We start from the raw sequence: 20,490 nt of genomic DNA, 5'->3' as shown, positions 1-20,490 counted from the left end.
CTTGTTACGCCGGAGCGACCGGAATCGCCGATGGGGGAGCCCGATTCCGTCCTCGTACCGACGAGCCGATTCATCGTGGAGGGGTATCTCGTGGAACGTCGCAGACTGATTGCCGGAGTGGCCGCTGGCGCGGCCCTGGTGCTGGGCCTGGCCGGGTGCGCTGGCACGCGGGCCGGTGACCCGGGGGCGCAGCAGCCCGCCGGTGGGGACAACAAGGGTGCGCTGATCGGCGTCGCGATGCCGACCAAGACGTCCGAGCGGTGGATCGACGACGGCAACAACGTCAAGGCCAAGCTCGAGGAGCTCGGCTACCAGGTCGACCTGCAGTACGCCAACGACAAGGTCCCGGACCAGCAGCAGCAGATCGAGTCGATGCTCAACAAGGGTGCCAAGGTGCTGATCGTGGCGTCGATCGACGGCACGGCCTTGTCCCAGCAACTCGCCGCGGCGGCCGAGGACGGGGTCAAGGTGATCGCCTACGACCGGCTGATCAACGGCACACCGAACGTCGACTACTACGTCACCTTCGACAACAACAAGGTGGGCGTGCAGCAGGGCACGTCCCTGCTGCAGGGCCTCGGCATCCTCGACGCCGAGGGCAAGGACACCGGCCAGACCGACAAGAAGACGATCGAGCTCTTCGCCGGCAGCCCGGACGACAACAACGCGCACTTCTTCTTCGACGGTGCGATGAGTGTCATCCAGCCCTACATCGACAAGGGCATCCTGACCGTCGGCTCCGGCCAGACCGAGTTCTCCCAGGTCGCCATCCAGCAGTGGAAGCAGGAGACCGCGCAGGCCCGGATGGAGACCATTCTGAACGGCTTCTACGCCAAGGGCGGCAAGAAGCTCGACGGTGTCCTCGCGCCGTACGACGGGCTGTCCCGCGGCATCCTCAACGCCACCAAGGCGGCCGCGATCCCGAACCCGATCGTGACCGGTCAGGATGCTGAGAAGCCGTCCGACAAGTTGATCATGGAGGGGGTCCAGTACTCGACGATCTTCAAGGACACCCGGCTGCTCGGCGACACCGCCGCCACCATGGTGGACGATCTGCTGAACGGCCGCGAGCCGAAGACCAACGACACGAAGACGTACGACAACAAGGTCAAGATCGTGCCGACCTATCTGCACGACACCCACATCGTGACCAAGGAGAACCTGATCAAGGTCGTGGTCGAGTCCGGCTACTACACCAAGGAAGAAGTCGAGTCCGGCCAGTAGTCCTGGGTGGCGAAGGAGCATCGGCGATGAGCGACCTCATCCTGGAGATGGTCGACATCAGCAAGACGTTCCCCGGCGTCAAGGCCCTGCAGCACGTCAACCTCAGCGTCCAGCGCGGCGAGGTGCACGCGATCTGCGGGGAGAACGGCGCCGGGAAGTCGACCCTGATGAAGGTGCTGTCCGGGGTCTACCCGCACGGCAGCTTCGACGGTTCGATCGTGTACGACGGCAAGCCCGCGGCGTACTCGTCGATCCGGGACTCGGAGAAGGCCGGAATCGTGATCATCCACCAGGAGCTGGCGCTGAGCCCGTTCCTGTCGATCGCGGAGAACATCTTCCTCGGCAACGAGCGGTCCCGGGCCGGCCTGATCGACTGGAACGCGACCAATGTCGAGGCGGCCAAGCTGCTCCGGCGGGTCGGGCTGGCCGAGAATCCGGCGACCAAGATCACGGACATCGGCGTCGGCAAGCAGCAGTTGGTGGAGATCGCCAAGGCGTTGTCCAAGGATGTCCGGTTGTTGATCTTGGACGAGCCGACCGCCGCGCTGAACGACGAGGACTCGGCCCACCTGCTCGATCTGATCCGCGGCCTGCGTGAACACGGCATCACCTGCATCATCATCAGCCACAAGTTGAACGAGATCCGCTCGATCGCCGACAACGTGACGATCCTGCGCGACGGCCGGACGATCGAGACCCTGACGGTGCACCCGGAAGACTCCGACGAGGTGTCGGAGGAGCGGATCATCAAGGGCATGGTCGGCCGGGACCTGCAGAGCCGCTACCCGGACCGGATGCCGGAGATCGGCGACGAGGTGTTGCGGATCGAGGACTGGACCGTGCACCACCCGCTGGAACACAGCCGGGTCGTCGTCGATCACGCCAGTCTCAACGTGCGCGCCGGCGAGGTGGTCGGCATCGCCGGCCTGATGGGCGCCGGCCGGACCGAGCTGGCGATGAGCGTCTTCGGCCGTTCGTACGGGCACAACATCTCGGGCCGGATCTTCAAGCGGGGCGAGGAGATCCAGGTCCGCACCGTGCAGCAGGCGATCAAGCACGGCATCGCGTACGCCACCGAGGATCGCAAGCGGTACGGCCTCAACCTGATCGAGAACATCAAGCGCAACATCTCGGCCTCGGCGCTCGGCAAGCTCGCCCAGTGGGGCTGGGTGGACAGCAATGCCGAGCGGCTGATCGCGGACGACTACCGCAAGTCGATGCGGATCAAGGCGCCCAACGTGGCGGCGATCACCGGCAAGTTGTCCGGCGGCAACCAGCAGAAGGTCGTGCTGAGCAAGTGGATGTTCGCCGATCCCGACGTGCTGATCTTGGACGAGCCGACCCGCGGCATCGACGTCGGCGCTAAGTACGAGATCTACACGATCATCAACCGGCTGGCCGGGGAGGGCAAGGCGATCATCGTGATCTCCTCCGAACTGCCCGAACTGCTGGGCATCTGCGACCGGATCTACGCCCTGTCCGCGGGGCGGATCACCGGCGAGGTGACCAGCGAGAGCGCCGATCCGGAGCAGCTGATGCAGTACATGACCAAGGAATCGTGATCATGACCGAGTGTGACAACCGAGGAGTGGCCTGATGTCGGTCAACACGCCCTCACAGAAGCAGGCGCCGGAGATCCCGAAGATCACGCCGCGGCCGGCGCCGGCGGGCAGTGCGATGGCCTTCCTGGCCAGCCGGCTGCGCCAGGTGGGCATCTTCATCGCGCTGGTGGTGATCATCGCGCTGTTCCAGGGGCTCACCCAGGGCAACCTGCTGACGCCGCGCAACGTGACCTCGATCATCGGCCAGAACGCGTACATTCTCATTCTGGCCATCGGCATGGTGATGATCATCATCGCCGGCCACATCGACCTGTCGGTCGGCTCGGTGGTCGCGTTCGTCGGCGCGATGAGCGGCATCCTGATCGTCAACTGGCACTGGCCGGTCTGGCTCGGCATCCTGGCCAGCATCGTGATCGGGGCGCTGATCGGTGCCTGGCAAGGATTCTGGGTCGCCTACATCGGGATCCCCGCGTTCATCGTGACGCTGGCCGGCATGCTCACCTTCCGCGGGCTGACCCAGATGGTGCTGCAGAACGTGCCGATCACGCCCTTCCCGCCGGAGTACGCCGAGATCGGCGTCGGCTACCTGCCCGACCTGGCCGGTGGCCAGTCCGTCTTCGAGCCGTTGACCTTGATCCTCGGCTTCGTGGCCGCGATCGCCCTGCTGGCGCAGAGCATCCGGGAGCGGCGCAAGCGGGTCAAGCTGCAGCTGGAGGACGAGCCGCTGTGGTGGTTCGTGGTCAAGCTCGCGTTCATGTTGATCTTCCTGCTGGCGATCACGTTCGTGCTGGCCAGCTACCGCGGCACGCCGATCGTGCTGATCGTCCTGGCCGCGCTCGTGCTCGGCTACACCGTCGTGATGAACCGCTCGGTCTTCGGTCGGCACGTGTACGCCCGCGGCGGCAACCTGCTCGCCGCGCAGCTGTCCGGCGTCAACACCAAGGCCGTGGACTTCTGGCTGTTCGTCAACATGGGCGTGCTGTCGGCGATCGCCGGCATCGCGTTCACCGCCCGGAGCAACTCGGCGCTGCCCAACGCCGGCAACGGTTTCGAGCTGGACGCGATCGCCGCGGTGTTCATCGGCGGCGCGGCGGTGACCGGCGGCGTCGGCACCGTGACCGGCGCGATGATCGGCGGTTTGATCATGGGCGTGCTGAACAGCGGCATGCTTCTGCTCGGCCTCGGCACCGAGGCGCAGGCGTTCATCAAGGGTTTCGTGCTGTTGCTCGCGGTCGCGTTCGACATCTTCAACAAGCGGCGGGCCGCGAACGCGTCGAAGTGACGGCGGCGAGCAGCGCCGGGCGGGCTCCGGCACGCTGCGGGATCGGCGACGCTCAGAGGGTCTCGGTCACCTTGGCCAGCCCGCGCGGGGCGTCCGGGTCGGAACCGCGGGCGACCGAGAGGTGCAGCGCCAGCAGCTGGAACGGGATGATCTCCAGTAGCGGTGACACCTCCTCCGGGACCTGGCCCGGCAGCGCGTAACCGGCCGAGGCCGCCCGGACCGCCTCGCCGGCGCCGACGCAGCAGACGTCCGCACCAAGATCACGAAGCCGGGACAGCACCGGCAGCATGGCGGCACCGCCGTGCCCGTCGTTGACCGTCGCCAGCACCGGCACCTGCCGGTCGATCATGGCCAACGGGCCGTGCAGCAGATCGGCGCCGGAGAACGCCTGCGCCGAGAGATACGAGGTCTCCATCAGCTTCAGCGCGGCCTCCCGTGCCGTGGGGTAGGAGTACCCGCGGCCGGTGCTGACCAGCCGGGACGCGAATCGGTACCGCTCGGCAAGCCGGACGAACTGGTCGTTGTCGGCGATCACCTGGTCGGCCAGATCGGGCAGCCCGTCGGTCGCCGACCCGTCGCCGCCGCGGACCGCGTCCAGCAACAGATAGAGCGCCAGCAACTGAGTCGTGTACGACTTCGTCGCCGCCACCGCCCGTTCCTCGCCGGCGCGGATGTCGAGATCGAGCTCGGAGACTTCGGCCAGCGGCGAGGAGGGCTGGTTGGTCACCGCGAGGGTCAGCGCGCCGCGCTCCCGGGCGACCTGCAGCGACTGGATCAGGTCGGGCGACCCGCCGGACTGGCTGACCGCGATCATCAGCGTCTGCCGGAGGTCCGGCCGCGACCCGTACGTCGTCATCGTGGACGGCGAGACCAGCCCGGCCGGCAGTTGGAGCACGATCTCGGTCAGGTACTTCGCGTACAGCGCGGCATGATCACTGGTGCCGCGGGCGACGAACAGCACGAAGCGCGGCGCGTAGTCGGCGATCCGCCGGGCGGCGGCGCGCACCTGGTCGCGGCCCTCGATCGACAACCGCCGCCAGGCCGCCGGCTGTTCGGCGATCTCGGCGGCCATCAGTGCGCCCGGGTCGGGCATTGGCGTCTCCTTACTTCTGCTGCCTGGCCGGGGTGTGGGCCCGGCCGGGACAACCTTGACACATTCGTCCGTACGGTGACCGATCGACCACCTGCCTGGTTGACTACCCGCCGTGACGCAGGATGAACGGCCGGCCGGCTCCGAGACCTTTCCGCTCGGGGCGGTCGAGCGCGCTCAGCTCGGTCGTGTCTTGGCGGTGCTGGCCCCGGTGGCCGTCCTGGCCGCGGCGGCCTCGGTGCTGCTGTTTCCGCGGCAGACCGGAATCGCGGTCGTGATCGCGCTGGTCGCCGCCGCCGCGCTGGCGGTCGTGGGCGTCCTGCTGGTCCGGCTGCCCTGCTTCCTGACCCGGCAGGGCCTTCGGGCCGAGGCGACCGGGTTGACGCTCTTCGCCGAGCCGCTCTGGTGGTTCCGCGGCTGGCGGATCGTCCTGCCGCCGGCCGCGATCACGGACGTGACGCCGACCCGCTCCAACGACCGTCCGGCGTTGGCGATCAGTGTCGACGGGCCGACGCGTGGCGGCGGTCCGGTCTGGTGCACGGCCGTCCAGCCCGGCGCGGCTCCGCCCGACGGCCGACCGGCGGATGATCACCGACTCCTCCTCCAGCTTCCCGAGCCGGAACTGGACCGGGTCCGCGCGGCCATCGAACGGGTGCGAGGGAATCGGCCGCGGGCCACGGCCGGCGCCCCGGTGCCGGTCTGGATCTCGGTACGGCTCGGGCCGGCCGTCGTCTGGGGACTGGCGAGCGTGGTCGGGCTGGCGGTCACCCAGCTGCCGTTGTGGTCCCTGGTCACCGCGGGTACGGCCTCTGGCTGGACCGATCCGGCCCTGATCGTGCTGATCATCCTCGCCGTCGCCGCGATCGTGCCCGCGGTCTGGTTCGCGCCGTCGGCACTGGCCAGGCAAGGGGTTGTGGTGGATCAGGGCGGCCTCGAGGTGCGCCGGGACCGGCTCGGTTGGCAGCCCGGCTGCCGGTGGCGGATCCCCTGGGCGGACCTGCGCGGGCTTTCGGGGGTCTATGCCGATCCCGGTCCGTTGATCGACCCGGACGACCAGCCGACCAAGGATCGCGGCCCGGCCACCGTTCTGGAGTTGATCTTGAACCAGAGCCCGGCGCCGCCGGTGCTGCCCGGTTGGGCCCGCGTCGTCCCACCCGGAGTGGAAGCCCGGCGGGTGGTGGCGGACCGGCCGCGGTTGCTGATCAAGGCCGGTGACCCCGGCACGGCCGCCCAGCTCCGCTACCTGATCTCCCGCCGGCTGCCCGAGGCCGAGCCCGACGATCCGGATCAGCTGGTACGGACTGTGCGCTGGATCGCGGTGCCGCGGCGCGGGCCGGTGTCGATGATCATCGCCGCCGGCGTGTTGATCTTGGTCGGCGCCGGCTGGCTCGGCTCCGGGGTCCGCCCGTTCGCGAACGCGCCGCTCTGGCAGGACGTCCTCTGGCCGGTGGTGCCGCTGCTCGCCGGGGTCGGGTTGGCCGGGCTGATCGGCTGGTTCCTGCCGTCCCGGCTGGCCCGCGGCGGCGTCCAGGTCGAGCCGGCCGGCATCCAGCTGGTCCGGGAGCGCTTCCTCTGGCGTACCGAGCTGCGCAGCCGACTGCCCTGGTCCGGGATCGGTGAGATTCGCGTGGTCCGGGTGTTCTCACCGGGCGGACTGCTGCACGGCGCTCCGTTCGTGCAGGCCGTCGAGCTGACCTTGAACACCACGGACCTGCCCCGCCTCCCGCACTGGGCCGGGCGACGGGACGCCGGCGCCCGGCTGCTGGTGCACACCGGCGACGCGGCCGCGGCCCGGATGATCAGCACGATCGCCGACGTACCTCGAGACGGTTGATCAGCGGGCCTCCCGGGCCAGGAAGCCGATCACGACTGCGGTCCACCAGAACACCTGGGACGCGCCGGCCAGGACGGCGCCGAACAGCAACACTCGCCGCGGCGGGGTGTCCCGCCAGCTGCGCAACCGCCGGCCGGCCGCCAGCGCGCAGACGCCGACCGCCGCCGCCCCGGCGACCGCCACGATCTTGATCAAGGTCAGCGGCGAGCCGAGTTGCGGCCCGAGCAGCATGCCGCTGAGGCACAGCCCGGCCAAGCCGCCCCAGGTCAGGGCGCCGGCCCGGTGCGAGTGTCCGACCAGGTCGGCCAGGGTGGCCCGGCCGCGGAGCCAGAGCAGGCCGTACCAATCGATGCTGAGCACGGCGCCGAAACCGACGATGAGCGAACCGAGATGGACGAACAGAACGGCCAGCCGGAGTCCCTCGGGGAGGCTCACCAGAGCCGAGCCGGCGGAGATCGCGATCACCAGGACGACCGCGAGCACGGCCAGCCGGATTTCGGCGGCCGTGATCAGGACAGGACGCAGGTCGAGCTCAAGCGTCATCCACAACTCCCCCGAGTTTCGTGATCTTCCGGACGAATCGTCGCACAACCGGGCGACCGGGGGACAGGGTTCGCCATCGGCGAGACGAGCCGACACCGTCCGGAAACGACGGCGCCGGATGATCCAGGTAGGAGACCATCCGGCGCGCGTCGCTCGAGCCGCTAGTGCGGGGACGCCTTCTCGGCACCGGCCCCGGTCAGCGCGCGAACCGACAGCTCGTCGAAGCGTGCCTGGCTGGCCCGGTCCTTGCTCAGAATCGTGCCGAGGAAACCGCACAGGAAGCCGATCGGGATCGACACCAGTCCCGGGTTGTTCAACGGGAACCAGGCGAAGTTCACGCTCGGGATCAACGAAGTGCTGGTGCCCGACACCACCGGTGAGAAGAACACCAGTCCGACCGCCGCGATCAGGCCGCCGTAGATGCTCCAGACCGCACCCGAGGTGTTGAACCGGCGCCAGAACAGGTTGTAGATCAGGGCCGGCAGGTTCGCCGACGCGGCGACCGCGAAGGCCAGCGCGACCAGGAACGCGATGTTCAACCGCTGCGCCGGGATGGCCAGCGCGATCGCCACCGCGCCGATCACGAACGCCGCGATCCGGACCACGAACAGCTCGCTCTTCTCGCTCGCGCGGCCCTTCATGATCACGTTCGCATACAGGTCATGGGCCACCGATGACGCCGAGGTCAGGGTGAGCCCGGCGACCACCGCCAGAATCGTGGCGAACGCGACCGCGCCGATCAACGCCAACAGCACCGATCCGCCGATCGAGTCGCCACCGCCGACCGCCTGGGCGAGCAGCGGCGAGGCCAGGTTGCCCGACGACTTGGCGACCGCGCTCTCCGGCGAGGTGTCCAGCAGGGCGGCCGCGCCGAAACCGAGCACCAGCGTCATCAGGTAGAAGGAGCCGATCAGCCCGATCGCCCACAGCACGGACTTGCGGGCCGCCTTCGCCGTCGGCGTGGTGTAGAACCTGATCAAGATGTGCGGCAGGCCGGCGGTGCCGAGCACCAGCGCCAGGCCGAGGGACAGGAAGTCGAACTTGCCGATCAAGGTCTTGCCGTAGAGCTGCCCGGGTTGCAGGAACGCCTCGCCCTTGCCGGTGTTCTCGGCGGCCGCGCCGAGCAGCGTGGACAGGTTGAAGCCGAACTTGGCCAGCACCAGAACGCTGATCAACAAGGTGCCGACCATGAGCAGCACGGCCTTGACGATCTGCACCCAGGTGGTGCCCTTCATGCCGCCCAGCGTCACGTAAACGATCATGAGGATGCCGACCGCGACGATCACCAGGTTCTTCAGCAGCGGGCTGTCCACGGACAGCAGCAGCGCGACCAGGCTGCCGGCGCCGACCATCTGGGCCAGCAGATAGAAGATCGACACGACGATGGTCGAGCTGGCCGCCGCGGCACGGACCGGCGTCTGCCGCATCCGGAACGCCAGCTGGTCGGCCATCGTGTACTTGCCGGAGTTCCGCAGCAGCTCGGCGACCAGCAGCAGCGCCACCAGCCAGGCGACCAGGAACCCGATCGAATAGAGGAAACCGTCGTAGCCGTACAAGGCAATGGAGCCGGAGATGCCGAGGAACGATGCCGCCGACATGTAGTCGCCGCCGATCGCCAGGCCGTTCTGGAAACCGGAGAAGGAACGGCCGCCGGCGTAGTAGTCGTTCGCGTTCTTCGTGTGTCGGGAGGCCCAGAACGTGATGTAGAGCGTCAGTGCGACGATCACCAGGAAGAGTGCGATCGTGAGGAAACGATTGCTCTCCGTGGCCATCGGGATCATGGTGATCACCGGCTCGCCTCCGCCCGCTCGCTCTCGTACTTCTCGTGCAGCTCATCGGCCAACGGATCAAGGGACTTGCGTGAGTGCCTGGCGTACAGGAAAGCGATCAAGAAGGTCGACACGAACTGCAGCAGCCCGAAGATCAACGCGACGTTGATGTTGCCGACCACTCTCATGTTCATGAAGTCGCGGGCCCAGTTGTTGCAGATGACGTAGGCGATGTACCAGATCATGAAGACGACTGTGGCCGTCACGGCGAACGTGAGGTAGCGGCGCCGCAACTCGCCGAACTCCTGACTACGGGCGACACTGCTGTAGGCACGAACCTCGGAACTTTCGTCGCCGGGAAGGGCCGGACCGGGCCAAGGGGGTTGAACCACGAGAAACCTCCACACTGAGAGCCGCAGACTGACGCAGGCAAACCAAGATCGACAGTATCGTCCGGGTGCAGGCTTGGCCAGCGACACTACAGGCGGATCTGCACCCCGCTGTCGGCTTCGGCAGGGTTGAGCTGGGAATGATCAACGACCGCTCGCCAGCAGGAGATCTGGTACGGCAGCATCAACGGTTCGGGCGGTCGCGCCACCGAGGCGTACAGGTCGTCGACCTGGGCCAGCAACTCGTCCCGCTCCTCGGCGGAGAGCTGCGCCGTGGCCGGGCGGCGGCGCACCATGTCCCGCAGGTCGTCCCGCGTCGCCGGCACCCAGTTGCGGAAGTTCTTCCGAGTCAGGTCGGTGAAGTACGGGCTCTCGACGATCCAGCCCACCGAGTCGGCGCCGTAGTCGCCGGTCATCGCGGCCGGGTCGTAACGCTGCAACAGCGCGGCCAGCCGCTGCACCCAGGGCACGGTGTCATCCCGCGTCACGTACAGGACGGCGAGCCGGCCGCCCGGCCGGAGCACCCGCGCGATCTCCGACAGCGCGAGCCCGGGCGCGAACCGGTGCAGCGTCTGCGCGGCCGTGACGACGTCGAAGTGGCAGGCCAGGAACGGCAGCGATTCGACCTGGCCGACGACCGTCCGGGTGCCCAGCCGTTCGGTCAGCCGACGGATCGCCGTTTCGTTCCGGTCGAGGCAACAGACCTGGTGACCGGCCTGATGCAGCATGCCGGCAAGACCGCCGCGGCCGGACCCGACGTCGAGCACGAGCGCCGGCCCGTCGCCGACCATCCACGCCGGCGCCTGGGCCGGAAACGGGGAAGATCGCGGACCCTGCATGGCTCCGACTGTAGTGCAGTGTCGCCCCTGAACCGTGGCACCCAGCAGCGCCCGGGCACGCCACCCCGAGGTCGCTGGGCACCATATTTCTGGGGCGACACTGCACTCGTGGTGCCGGTGGTAAGCACTGTGGAGGTTGATGTTTTCGGCGGGGAGGTTGGTCGTTCGGCGGGCGGGACAGCACACTGGCCCGGTGACCGAACCCGACCCGCTCATCGCACTGTCCGGACTGGAGGGGGTGCCGTCGGCGGTGGCGGCGGCGCGGGATGCGGTCGACGCGGTGCTGCGGGATCGCGGGCTGCGCCGGATCGCCCCAGAACTGCAGGCCCGGGCCCTGCTCGACGCCGCCCGCGCCAACGCCGAACTGTCCGCCGACCCGGAGGGCCTGCTGCCCGGAGCCGTGCGGGCCGCGGGCGAACTGCACGACCTGGCCGGCTCGATCCTGCGGGCACCCGGGCAGGCCATCGCTCGCGCGCACACGCTGGTCGCGCACGGCCTGGTGCCGCCGGACCAGCTCGGCCGGATCCGGCCCGAGGCCGGCGAACGACTGGCCGGTCTGCAACGTTTGCTCACCGCGCCGAGCGAGGCTCCCGGCCTCGTGCTGGCCGCGGTCGCGCACGCGGAACTGGCAACGGTGGCACCGTTCGGCGTGGGTGATGGGATAGTGGCGCGGGTGGTCGAGCAGGCCGTCCTCGTCGCGCGCGGCGTCGATCCGCTCGGTGTGGTGCCGGTGCCGGTCGGCCATCGGGACCTGGGCGAGGAGTACCGGGCGAGATTGACCGGCTACGCGGAGGTGTCGGGGGTCGGGCCGTGGATCGCGTACGTCGCTCGGGCGGTGACCCGGGCCGCCGAGCGGTTGGCGATTCGACTCGGCGAATCCGCGCCCTAGAAGGGTGGTCGAACGGTGAACTGGTCCGGACGTGCTAACGGCGCCCGCTTTACAGCGGGCGCCGCCAAGCACGACATATCCGAGCGACCAAGCGCGCACGGCCCGTAGTGTTGGCCAAGGCGCGAGCCCTCTCAGCGTCGGGCCGCCCGATGGCGCAACAACCCATAAAAGGTGGGTGATCCTCGCGTGGGTACTCGGTTGTCGTACAAGGAATCTGGCTCGTAGCTTCCAACTGTCCGGACGGATCTCGAAAGATCGTTTCTCCGACCACCTGGTGTTCTCGAGTCGTTTTCCTTGCTGCTATTTCTACCTCGATTTCGAGCCAATGAGAAGACCTTGCCGACCAGCAATTTCGTGGCACGCTTGAGTTTCATCGGTGTGATCAGCCGGGAGGTCTGCTGCGCCCCCGGCCGGGCGGCTCCGGCCCGGGTCCGAACTTCTCCCGTTCATGATCAACTTCGCAAGTTGATCATGAAGATCGGGTTGTCCACAGGTCGGGCGGGACGATTTTCGTTGTCCACAGATTTTCTTCAGCGTGGCGGACGGCGGGTTTCCTGCGCAGAGTCCCCGGCATGAGAGACGCACCTCCCCGCTACCCCCAGATCGTCGTTCTGGCCACCGACCCGGACCTGCTGGACCGCGTGCTCGCCGTCGCGGCGGCCGCGGGCGTCGAGCCGCGCGTGCTGCCCGACGCGGGTGCGATCCGCGGCCTCTGGGCGATTGCCGACCTGGTCATCGTCGGGCTCGAGGTGGCGCCCCGGCTGGCCACGCTCGGGCTGCCGCGGCGGGACGACGTCTATCTGGTGGCGGCGGACGACGCCGGCGGCGAGGCGCCGCGCTGGTCCGGCCCGCTCAGCGCGGCCGTCGTCCTGTTGCCGAGCGGGGCGTCCTGGCTGACCGCTGCCGTCGCCGACGCCAGCGGCCGGCGGGCCACCGACACCAGACTGGCCGCGTTCGTCGGCGGGTCCGGCGGTGCCGGTGCGACGACCTGTGCCGCCGCGCTGGCGTACCTGGCGGCGCGGGCGGGCCGGTCGACGCTGCTGATCGACGTCGACCCGCGCGGCGGCGGGATCGACCTGGTGCTCGGTGCCGAGGAGGAACCGGGCTGGCGCTGGCCGCGGCTGGAGCGGGCCAGTGGGCATCTGGGCGAGCTGGCCGGGCAACTGCCACGCGTCGAGGGGGTCGATCTGCTATCGATGCCGCGGCTTGCCGGTGTGGCGCCGGCGGAGCTTCCGGCCGAGGCAATCCGGGCAGTGTTGCTGGCCGGGCTGCGCGACTACGACCTCGTCGTCGCCGACCTGCCTCGGGTGCCGACCGAGGCCGGGGCCGAGGTGCTCCGGCGGGCGGACCGGACCTACCTGGTCGTCTCCGGCGAGATCCGCGGACTGGCCGCCGCCCGGCAGACCCTGACCGAACTGAACGGGGCGTGTGGACCGGTGAGCGCGGTGCTGCGGACCCGACCGAGCGGCCAGGTGGACGAGGAGACGGTTAGCGCCGGGCTGGCGGTGGAGGTCGTGGCGGCCTTCCAGGACGAGGCGGCGGTGTCACGGGCAGCCGATCGCGGCGAGCCCCCGGGCCGGGCGCCGCGCAGCTCGCTGACTCGGGCCTGCCGACGACTGCTGGACGATCTGGACACCGCCGACGACCTGGTCGAATCCCGGCCTGGGCCCGGGCGGGCGGCCTGAGCGGCACCATGACGACCCTCGAACTGGAACCGATCCGGGCCCGGCTGGCGGGGCTGGGCCGGGAGCACACGCCGGCCGACGTCGCCGCCGCGTTGCGGGCGGAGGGCACGGCGGTGACCGACGCCGTACTGCTGGAGACGTTGGAGGTGCTGCGCCGGGACAGCGTCGGCGCCGGGCCGCTGGAGCCGCTGCTGCGGCTGCCCGGCGTGACCGACATCGTCGTCAACGGCCCCGACGAGGTGTACGTCGATGCCGGCGCCGGCCTGCTGCGAACCGAACTGGCGTTCGCCGACGAGGCCGAGCTGCGCCGGTTGGCCCAGCGGCTGGCGGCGTCGGTGGGCCGACGGCTGGACGACGCCTCACCGTTCGTCGACGCCCGGCTGCCGGACGGGACTCGGGTGCACGCCGTGCTGGCGAACCTGGCGGCACCCGGGACCTGCCTGTCGCTGCGAATCCCCGCTGCGCGGACGTTCTCGCTGGCCGAGTGCGTCGCGTCGGGCTCGGTCAGCGAACCTGCCGCAGACCTGCTGACCTCGATCGTCGAGTCCCGGTCGGCGTTCCTCATCAGCGGTGGTACGGGTTCGGGCAAGACCACCCTGTTGGCCGCGTTGCTCGGGCTCGTTCCGCCCACGGAACGGATCGTGATCGCCGAGGACTCCCGCGAGCTCGCGCCGCGCCATCCGCACGTGGTGCGGCTGGAGGGCCGTCCGGCCAACTCGGAAGGAGTCGGGGCGGTGACGCTGACCGACCTGGTCCGGCAGTGCCTGCGGATGCGGCCGGACCGGCTGGTCGTCGGCGAGGTGCGCGGCGCGGAGGTGTGCGATCTGCTGGCCGCACTGAACACCGGTCACGAGGGCGGTTGCGGCACCGTCCACGCGAACACGGCGAGCCAGGTGCCCGCCCGGCTCGAGGCACTGGCGGCGCTCGGCGGACTCGGGCGGCACGCGCTGCACGCGCAATTGGCCGCCGCCGTCGAGGTCGTGGTGCATCTGGTCCGTGACCGGTCGGGGCAGCGCCGGGTCGGCGAGATCGCGACGCTGGCCCAGGACCCGGTCAGCGGACTGGTCGTCGCGGAACCGGCGCTGAGCTTCGACCGGGAGGGCCGGCCGTGCCGGGGGCCGTCGGCCGCCCGCCTGGAACGACTGCTGGGGCGATCATGACTCTGCTGGCCGTGGCCCTGGCCGCCCTCGCCGCGGTGTTGATCACGCCGCCCAGGCCGGGGCGACCGGTGCTGGATCGGCTCGCGGCCGGCGGCCAGGTGCCGGTGCGGATCGCCGGTCGAGGGCGTTGGCTGGTGTTGTTGCCGATGGCCGCCGCGGTCGTCGTGGTTGCGGCGCTGCTGGGCGGCGGGCGTGCTGCCGCCTATGCGACGGCCGGCGTGATCATGGCCGGGCTGGCACTCCGGATGATCATGGGCGGCGGCCGGCGAGGGCGGTCGATCCGGGCCGAGGCCGAGATCGCCGATGCGTGCCGGGCCCTCGCCAATGAAGTCCGGGTCGGCAAGATCCCGGTCGACGCGCTGGCCGCGGCCGCGGTCGATCACCCGATTCTCGCCGAGGCCGAACGTGCGGATCGGCTGGGTGCCGACGTCGCCGAGCTCTGGCGCCGCCAGTCCCGGCTGCCGGGCCAGGCCGGGCTGCTCGACCTGGCCCGGGGCTGGGAGGTCTGCCGCGCCACCGGCGCTCCGCTGTCGGTCACCCTCGATCAGATCGCCGACAGCCTCGGCGCCGATCAGACGGTCCGGCTGATGGTCGCCAGCGAACTGGCGGCGCCGCGGGCCAGCGGCAAGATCATGGCCGTGCTGCCGCTGCTCGGGATCGGCCTCGGCTACCTGATCGGCGGCGATCCGCTCGGCTATCTGTGGCGCGAACCCGTGGGCTGGGCTTGCCTGGTCGGCGGAACCCTGCTCGCGGCCGCCGGCATCCTCTGGGTCGACGCGTTGGCCCGGCAGGCAGAGCACGAGTAGAAGGGGATACGACGATGGACGGCACGACCTGGCTGATCGCCTCCGCCGGCCTGGCCGGGTTGGCCGTGGCGCTGGTGCTGCACGGCCCCCGTCGCCGGGCGGAGTTGCTCGGTGACGACCAAGCCCATGATCGGGACCGGTTGGCCGCGTTGCGGCGCCTGCTCGGCGGCCGGCCCGGTGCGGCGTCCCTCCGGCTGCGGATCCTGGCCGGCTTCGTGATCATGGCCGCGGTGATCATGATCGGTTTGGTTCGGCTGCCGGAGCTCGGCTTGTTGATCATGCTGCCGGCGTGCGGGACCGGGCTCGGGGTGGTCGTCGCGACCGGCTGGGTCGAGACGGGTTCGTACCGGCGGCGGAGGCGGCAATTGATCATGGATCTGCCGCAGACCCTGGCGCTGCTCGGTGCTGCCGTCGGCGCCGGCCTTCCGCTGCGCGGTGCGGTCCGGGAGGTGGCCGCCGCGTCCGGCGGACCGATCGCCGACGACCTTCGTCGAGTGCTCGCCCAGATCGAGCTCGGCCGGCCCGAGGAGGAGGCGTGGCGCGACCTGCGCCGAGACCCGGTCTGGGCCCCGGTCGCCGTCGACCTCGCGCGCTCGGTGGAGTCCGGGACCAGGCTGGCCGAAGGACTCCGCCGGCACGCGGAGTTCGCCCGGCAGCGCCGGCGGGCGGCGATCGAGATCGTTGCCCGAGCCGTCGGGGTCCGCTCGGTCCTCCCCCTGATGGCCTGCTTCGTCCCCGCCTTCATCCTGATCGGCATCGTCCCCACCGTCGCCTCGGCGTTGCTGAAGGTGTTCGGCCCGCCCTGATCCGATCGAGGCGCCGGAGCCGGATCGGTTCCGCCCGGTCAGCGGGCGCTCATCGGCCGGCCGCTGTCGCCGTACGCGGACATCCCGGGCGGTCGTGCTCTTGATACCGAGTCTCGATCGCCAGGGCGGTACTCGGCGGGCCGTTCAGCGTCGTCCCGCCGATCGCTTCGGCACGGGCCGTTGATGCCGCAAGGACGCTCCCTCACGGGTGCCGCGGCTCGGGCCGGCACACAAGTTCGCCCTCCGGAGTGGGCCGTCACCGCGATGCGTACCTGAGTCCGGCCGGCACGCAGTTCCGGCCCGCCGATCGCTTCGGCACGGGCGATTGGTGCGGCAGGAACGCTCCCTCACGGTGCCGCTGCACGTCGCGGCACCCAAGTTCGCCCTCCGGAGTGGGCCGTCACCGCCTTGCGTACCTGAGCTCGGCGGGCACGCAGTCCGGCCTGCCGATCGCTTCGCCAGGGTCCGTCGATGGGCGTGCTGCGGGTCGGCGTCGGAGTCCGCACGTTCGCTACGGCATGACCTCGCGGCTTGCCACCAAGTCCGCCCAGCGCTCCGAGCTCCCAGCTCGGGCGTCGAGTGTGACGTTACGGACCGATGAAATCGATTCGAATGGTCTTTTCTTCACACTCGACGACGTGGCCGCGGACGGCGAGCAGCTACCGTGACGGCCCCGGACCCTCGCCCGTCGCTGGGTTCGGCAGGGACTGAGCCCGGCCCGGCCCAGCGCCTCGGCACGCGGCGTTGCGGCTCGCTCCTCCACGAACTCGACGTCGGCTTTCGAACCCCCAAGACCGTTGCAGCGATAGCGGGGTCGCGTGCACCGGTCGCGGATCGCTGTGGTCCCCCTGCCGGTCGGGAATCGAGTACGCCGCCCCGTCTTCGGGTTGTCCACAGCCGCGGTGTTGTCCGTTGGCTTATCAACAGATTTCCTTCCCTGCGGCGGATTCCGCCCGAACTGCGCAGACTCCCGGACGTATCCGCGGTGGATGCGGCACCACTCGGCGGTCCCGAGCGGTGCCTGACGGAAGGAGCAGGAAATGTCGAAGATCAGGGAAGTGACGAGTGTGGAGTCGGCACCGGGCGCGGTCGAGTCGGTGGCGCGGAAGCCGATGCTCCGTCGAGACGAGCGCGGTCTGGTCAGTGCCGAATGGGTGCTCGGGATCGTCGCGGCCGCGGCGCTGGCCGGGGTCTTGCTGGCGATCGTGACGAGCGGCCCGGTCGAGGAGTCGCTGGTGAAGGTCGTGCTGGACATCATCGGCAGGTTGACCGGCCTGCTGAAGTGACCGGACCGGCCATGCCGACGAGTGATCAGCGGCAGCGATCGAGGGAGGCCGGCATGGGCCGGTTCCGGGACCGCGGGATGGTGACGGCCGAACTGGCCGTCTCCATCCTGGCGGCCCTGGCGCTGCTCAGTCTGCTGAGCTGGGGGATCGGCCTGATCGTGCTGCAACTGCGGTGCGGCGATACGGCGGCCGAGGTCGCCCGCCAGGCGGCCCGAGGTGACGAGGCCGGGATCGCCCGCGCGAAACGGGATGCACCGGACGGCTCGGTGATCATGATCGACAAGTCCGGCGACACCACGATCGTCACCGTCCGGCTCGAGGCACGACCGATGTCGGCGCTGGTGCCGGCGGTCCCGCTCACCGCCTCGGCAGAGGTGGTGACCGAGCCGGGCGAGTCCGGCTGACCGTCCGCGCGGAACCCGAAAGGAGACAACTCATGATCACGAACAGTCGGCGACGCGGGAGCGGCGGCACCCGATGGACGCCTGGACCGCCGACGCCGGGCCGGCCGGCGGCGGGCCGACTCCGCCCGCAAGGTGGAGCCGGGATCGGCCACACGGGACACGGCCCGGCCGGGCGCAGGCTCCTGCCGCTCCGCGACGAGCGGGGAAGCGGGACGATGCTGATGGTCGGAGCCATGATCGTGATCACCGTGCTCGCATTCGTCGGGACCACCGTCGCCGGCTACGCGGTCTCCGTGCACCAAGCCCGATCGGCCGCGGACCTCGCGGCGCTGAGTGGTGCCGTCGCGCGGTCCGACGGCACGGATGGTTGCGCGGCGGCCAAGTCGATCGCCCGGGCCAACCGGGCGACGGTGACCGACTGCGACGTGGTCGGAGACCAACTCGACTTCGTGATCACGGTCCAGGTCCGGCAGGAGGTCCCACCCCTGATGCCAGGCCTGCCGCGATCGGTAGCCGCGAAGGCCCACGCCGGCCCGGTCTCCAGCCCGCCCTGATAGACCCGGACGCGGGGACTCCTTGACCTGACAGAGATCGCGGATCTAGCCTGTTCGCACCAACTATACCGGTGTAGTAGCGCTCGGGCTCGACCGGAGGAACCAGAGAAGGACGCCGATGTCTCATCGAAATCCCGCACTGCCGATGGCGCGCTCGCTCGACCGCCGGACTTTCATCCGGATGGCCGGCGCGGGTGCAGGCGCTGCCGCTCTTGCTGCCTGCTCCAACGGCGGCCCCGCCACCTCGGGCTCGGCCACGCTGTCGTACCGCATCTGGTCCGCCAGCCAACTCGATGCCATGCGCGCTCTCGTCGACGCGTTCCGAGCCCAGCACGACGGCCTGCAGGTCGACGTCGAGGTCACTCCGGATGACCAGTACTGGACCAAGATGGAGGCGGCCGCAACGAGCGGCACTCTGCCCGACGTGTTCTGGATGCACGCCCGTCAGTTCGTGCTCTACGCCCAGAACCAGGCCATCCGTCCGATTGACGACGTGATCGAGCGCGCCGGCGTCGATCTGGGGCAGTACCCCAGCGTCCTGGTCGAGGCCTACCAGTACGAGGGCCGGCAGTACGCGTTGCCGCGCAACTTCAACCTGATCGGGCTCTGGTACAACCGCGACCTGCTGGATGCGGCGGGCGTGCCCCATCCCGACGACACCTGGAGTTGGCAGGACCTCGAGAGCGCGGCGGCCGAACTCACCGACGAGAAGAGGGGTCACTACGGATTCGCCGCCCCGCTCCAAGGACAGACCGGCTACTGGAACGCCGTCTACCAGAACAACGGGCTGATCATTTCGGACGACCTGACCCGCTCCGGCTACGACGATCCGGCGACTCAGCAGGCGATCGACTGGTGGACCGGCTTCCTGCGCTCCGGCTCCTCGCCGAGCCACCAGCAGCTCACTGAGACTGCTCCGGCCGCACTGTTCCAGTCCGGAAAGCTCGCCATGATGTTCGAAGGCGACTGGAACGCCAGCTCGTTCGCTGCCGATCCCGCCTTGGCCGAGCAGGTCGATGTCGCGGTACTCCCGGAAGGCGCTCGTCGCGCCTGCATCATGCACGGCAGCGGCAACGTGGTTGCAGCAACGACGAAGAACCCGGACCAGGCGGCGGCCTTGGTCGAGTTCCTGGCTTCGAAGACCGCGCAGGACATTCAGTCGAAGATGGGGGCCAGTGGCCCGCCATCGGTGACCGGCTCGATCGATGCCTGGATCGCCACCAACCCGGCCTTCTCCCTTGACGTCTTCAAGCGCCAGGTCGACGACGCCGTCCTGTTCCCGCATTCGCGCGACACCACCGCCTGGCAGGAACTCGAGACTCGGTTCCTCGCCCCGCTCTGGGCCGGCGAGACGGACGTCGAGGCCGCGACCACCGAGCTGGCCGCTGCGATGAACGCCGTCCTCGAGCGGGAACAGGGCTGACCGGCGGATGGCGGCACCACACCGCGAACGCCGGCGGCAGATGCTCTGGGGCTACCTGCTGATCGCGCCGAACCTGGCCGGGCTGACGCTGTTCTATCTCTGGCCGGTCCTGCAGAACCTGTACTTCAGTCTCACCGAATGGCTGGGCTTCGGCCGGCATGTGTTCGCGGGGTTGGTGAACTACCTCCGCCTGGTGAACGACGAACTGGTGCTGCGATCGTTCCTGAACACGGGTCTGTACGCACTGCTCACCGCACCGGCAACGATCGTGATCTCGATCGTCCTCGCGGTGCTGGTCAGCCGGAAGACCAAGATCAACGCGGTGTATCGGGTGATCTTGTTGCTGCCGGCCGTCACCATGCCGGTAGCCGTAGGTATGGTCTGGCGCTGGCTGTTCAACGGTGACTACGGCCTGATCAACCAGGCCCTGGCCGGGGTCGGGCTGAGCAAGATCAACTGGATGAGTGGGTCGACGGCGCTGGTCAGTGTCGCGATCGTGGGCGTGTGGAGTGGTGTCGGCTACAGCATCATCGTGCTGCTCGGTGGGCTGCAGAACATCGATCGAGCCTGTTATGAGGCTGCCGCGCTCGACGGCGCCGGACCGGTGCGGACCTTTGTCAGCATCACGCTGCCGCTGCTCACGCCCTCGATCTTCTTCCTCACCGTCACCTCGGTGATCTCCTCGTTCCAGGTGTTCGATCTTGTCTTCCTGATGATCGATCCCGGCAGTTCGGCGATCGACGAGACCCGCACCGCGGTCTACAGCGTCTACGAGCAGTCGTTCGTGATGGGGGACAAGGGATACGGCGCGGCCATCGCGGTCGTGCTGTTCCTCGCCATCCTGATCATCACCATAGTGCAGATGCGGCTGCAGAAACGGTGGGTCTTCTATGCCTGACTTCCGCTACCCGGCCGGCGTCCGGGTGCTGGCCGTCACCCGGCACG

At 69.5% G+C, this 20,490-nt stretch carries 19 protein-coding genes; 14 read left to right on the top strand and 5 right to left on the bottom strand.

The window, feature by feature from the left end; all coding sequences use genetic code 11:
• Positions 1-117: 117 nt before the first annotated feature.
• Genes chvE through mmsB form a run of 3 tightly spaced genes read left to right on the top strand, consistent with a single transcriptional unit; the run spans position 118 to position 4,068 of the window.
• Positions 118-1,224, top strand: coding sequence for a multiple monosaccharide ABC transporter substrate-binding protein (chvE, locus tag BKA15_RS14615; protein ID WP_312879040.1), 1,107 nt, complete (start codon positions 118-120; stop codon positions 1,222-1,224).
• A 26-nt stretch (positions 1,225-1,250) separates the two neighbouring features.
• Positions 1,251-2,786, top strand: coding sequence for a multiple monosaccharide ABC transporter ATP-binding protein (gene mmsA, locus BKA15_RS14610; RefSeq protein ID WP_179751913.1), 1,536 nt, complete (start codon positions 1,251-1,253; stop codon positions 2,784-2,786).
• Positions 2,787-2,820: 34 nt separating this feature from the next.
• Positions 2,821-4,068, top strand: coding sequence for a multiple monosaccharide ABC transporter permease (gene mmsB, locus BKA15_RS14605; protein ID WP_179751911.1), 1,248 nt, complete (start codon positions 2,821-2,823; stop codon positions 4,066-4,068).
• Between the two features lie 52 nt (positions 4,069-4,120).
• Here the strand turns inward: mmsB and BKA15_RS14600 are convergent, their stop codons facing one another.
• Positions 4,121-5,161 (bottom strand): SIS domain-containing protein, encoded by a 1,041-nt coding sequence (locus BKA15_RS14600; protein WP_218871325.1) that lies wholly within the window; start codon positions 5,159-5,161, stop codon positions 4,121-4,123.
• Between the two features lie 112 nt (positions 5,162-5,273).
• Here BKA15_RS14600 and BKA15_RS14595 point away from each other — a divergent pair, with 112 nt between their 5' ends.
• Entirely contained in the window at positions 5,274-6,992 is a 1,719-nt protein-coding gene (locus BKA15_RS14595; protein WP_179751909.1) for a hypothetical protein, read from the top strand.
• Here the strand turns inward: BKA15_RS14595 and BKA15_RS14590 are convergent, their stop codons facing one another.
• The 4 genes from BKA15_RS14590 to BKA15_RS14575 form a co-directional block, all read right to left on the bottom strand.
• Positions 6,993-7,535, bottom strand: coding sequence for a hypothetical protein (locus BKA15_RS14590; protein ID WP_179751907.1), 543 nt, complete (start codon positions 7,533-7,535; stop codon positions 6,993-6,995). It lies immediately after the preceding gene.
• A gap of 161 nt (positions 7,536-7,696) precedes the next feature.
• Positions 7,697-9,307, bottom strand: coding sequence for a monocarboxylic acid transporter (locus BKA15_RS14585; RefSeq protein ID WP_246322347.1), 1,611 nt, complete (start codon positions 9,305-9,307; stop codon positions 7,697-7,699).
• Positions 9,308-9,321: 14 nt separating this feature from the next.
• A complete protein-coding gene (locus tag BKA15_RS14580; protein WP_179751905.1) occupies positions 9,322-9,696 on the bottom strand; it encodes a DUF485 domain-containing protein in 375 nt (124 codons plus the stop codon).
• A gap of 86 nt (positions 9,697-9,782) precedes the next feature.
• On the bottom strand, positions 9,783-10,532 hold the full coding sequence (locus tag BKA15_RS14575) for a class I SAM-dependent methyltransferase (protein ID WP_179751903.1): 750 nt from the start codon (positions 10,530-10,532) through the stop codon (positions 9,783-9,785).
• A gap of 193 nt (positions 10,533-10,725) precedes the next feature.
• On the opposite strand from BKA15_RS14575, the gene BKA15_RS14570 reads away from it, so the two are divergent.
• The 10 genes from BKA15_RS14570 to BKA15_RS14525 all read left to right on the top strand — a co-directional run bounded on the left by BKA15_RS14570 (position 10,726) and on the right by BKA15_RS14525 (position 20,443).
• Positions 10,726-11,421 carry a Fic family protein gene (locus BKA15_RS14570; RefSeq protein ID WP_179751901.1) on the top strand — a complete coding sequence of 232 codons (696 nt, stop codon included), beginning with the start codon at positions 10,726-10,728 and terminating at the stop codon, positions 11,419-11,421.
• A gap of 572 nt (positions 11,422-11,993) precedes the next feature.
• Positions 11,994-13,106, top strand: coding sequence for a septum site-determining protein Ssd (gene ssd, locus BKA15_RS14565; protein WP_179751898.1), 1,113 nt, complete (start codon positions 11,994-11,996; stop codon positions 13,104-13,106).
• Between the two features lie 8 nt (positions 13,107-13,114).
• Positions 13,115-14,266, top strand: a complete 1,152-nt coding sequence (locus BKA15_RS14560) for a TadA family conjugal transfer-associated ATPase (protein WP_179751896.1) — start codon at positions 13,115-13,117, stop codon at positions 14,264-14,266.
• Positions 14,263-15,072: a type II secretion system F family protein gene (locus BKA15_RS14555; RefSeq protein WP_179751894.1), complete on the top strand. Its 810-nt coding sequence runs from the start codon at positions 14,263-14,265 to the stop codon at positions 15,070-15,072. Before BKA15_RS14560 ends, BKA15_RS14555 begins: the two co-directional genes overlap by 4 nt.
• Positions 15,073-15,086: 14 nt before the next feature.
• Entirely contained in the window at positions 15,087-15,878 is a 792-nt protein-coding gene (locus tag BKA15_RS14550; RefSeq protein WP_179751892.1) for a type II secretion system F family protein, read from the top strand.
• 1,040 nt (positions 15,879-16,918) lie between these two features.
• Positions 16,919-17,164 (top strand): DUF4244 domain-containing protein, encoded by a 246-nt coding sequence (locus BKA15_RS14545; RefSeq protein WP_179751890.1) that lies wholly within the window; start codon positions 16,919-16,921, stop codon positions 17,162-17,164.
• A gap of 11 nt (positions 17,165-17,175) precedes the next feature.
• On the top strand, positions 17,176-17,568 hold the full coding sequence (locus tag BKA15_RS14540) for a TadE family type IV pilus minor pilin (protein ID WP_179751888.1): 393 nt from the start codon (positions 17,176-17,178) through the stop codon (positions 17,566-17,568).
• Positions 17,569-17,600: 32 nt separating this feature from the next.
• Positions 17,601-18,122 carry an Rv3654c family TadE-like protein gene (locus BKA15_RS36380; protein ID WP_179751887.1) on the top strand — a complete coding sequence of 174 codons (522 nt, stop codon included), beginning with the start codon at positions 17,601-17,603 and terminating at the stop codon, positions 18,120-18,122.
• A gap of 118 nt (positions 18,123-18,240) precedes the next feature.
• A complete protein-coding gene (locus BKA15_RS14530; RefSeq protein WP_179751885.1) occupies positions 18,241-19,545 on the top strand; it encodes an ABC transporter substrate-binding protein in 1,305 nt (434 codons plus the stop codon).
• A 7-nt stretch (positions 19,546-19,552) separates the two neighbouring features.
• On the top strand, positions 19,553-20,443 hold the full coding sequence (locus tag BKA15_RS14525) for a carbohydrate ABC transporter permease (protein ID WP_179751883.1): 891 nt from the start codon (positions 19,553-19,555) through the stop codon (positions 20,441-20,443).
• The last annotated feature ends 47 nt before the right edge of the window (positions 20,444-20,490 follow it).

This window comes from Microlunatus parietis (assembly GCF_013407955.1).
In the GTDB taxonomy this organism is placed as follows: Bacteria; Actinomycetota; Actinomycetes; order Propionibacteriales; family Propionibacteriaceae; genus Microlunatus; species Microlunatus parietis.
The sequence above is the reverse complement of the archived record's forward strand: the minus strand, read 5'-3'. Positions and strand labels throughout refer to the sequence as shown.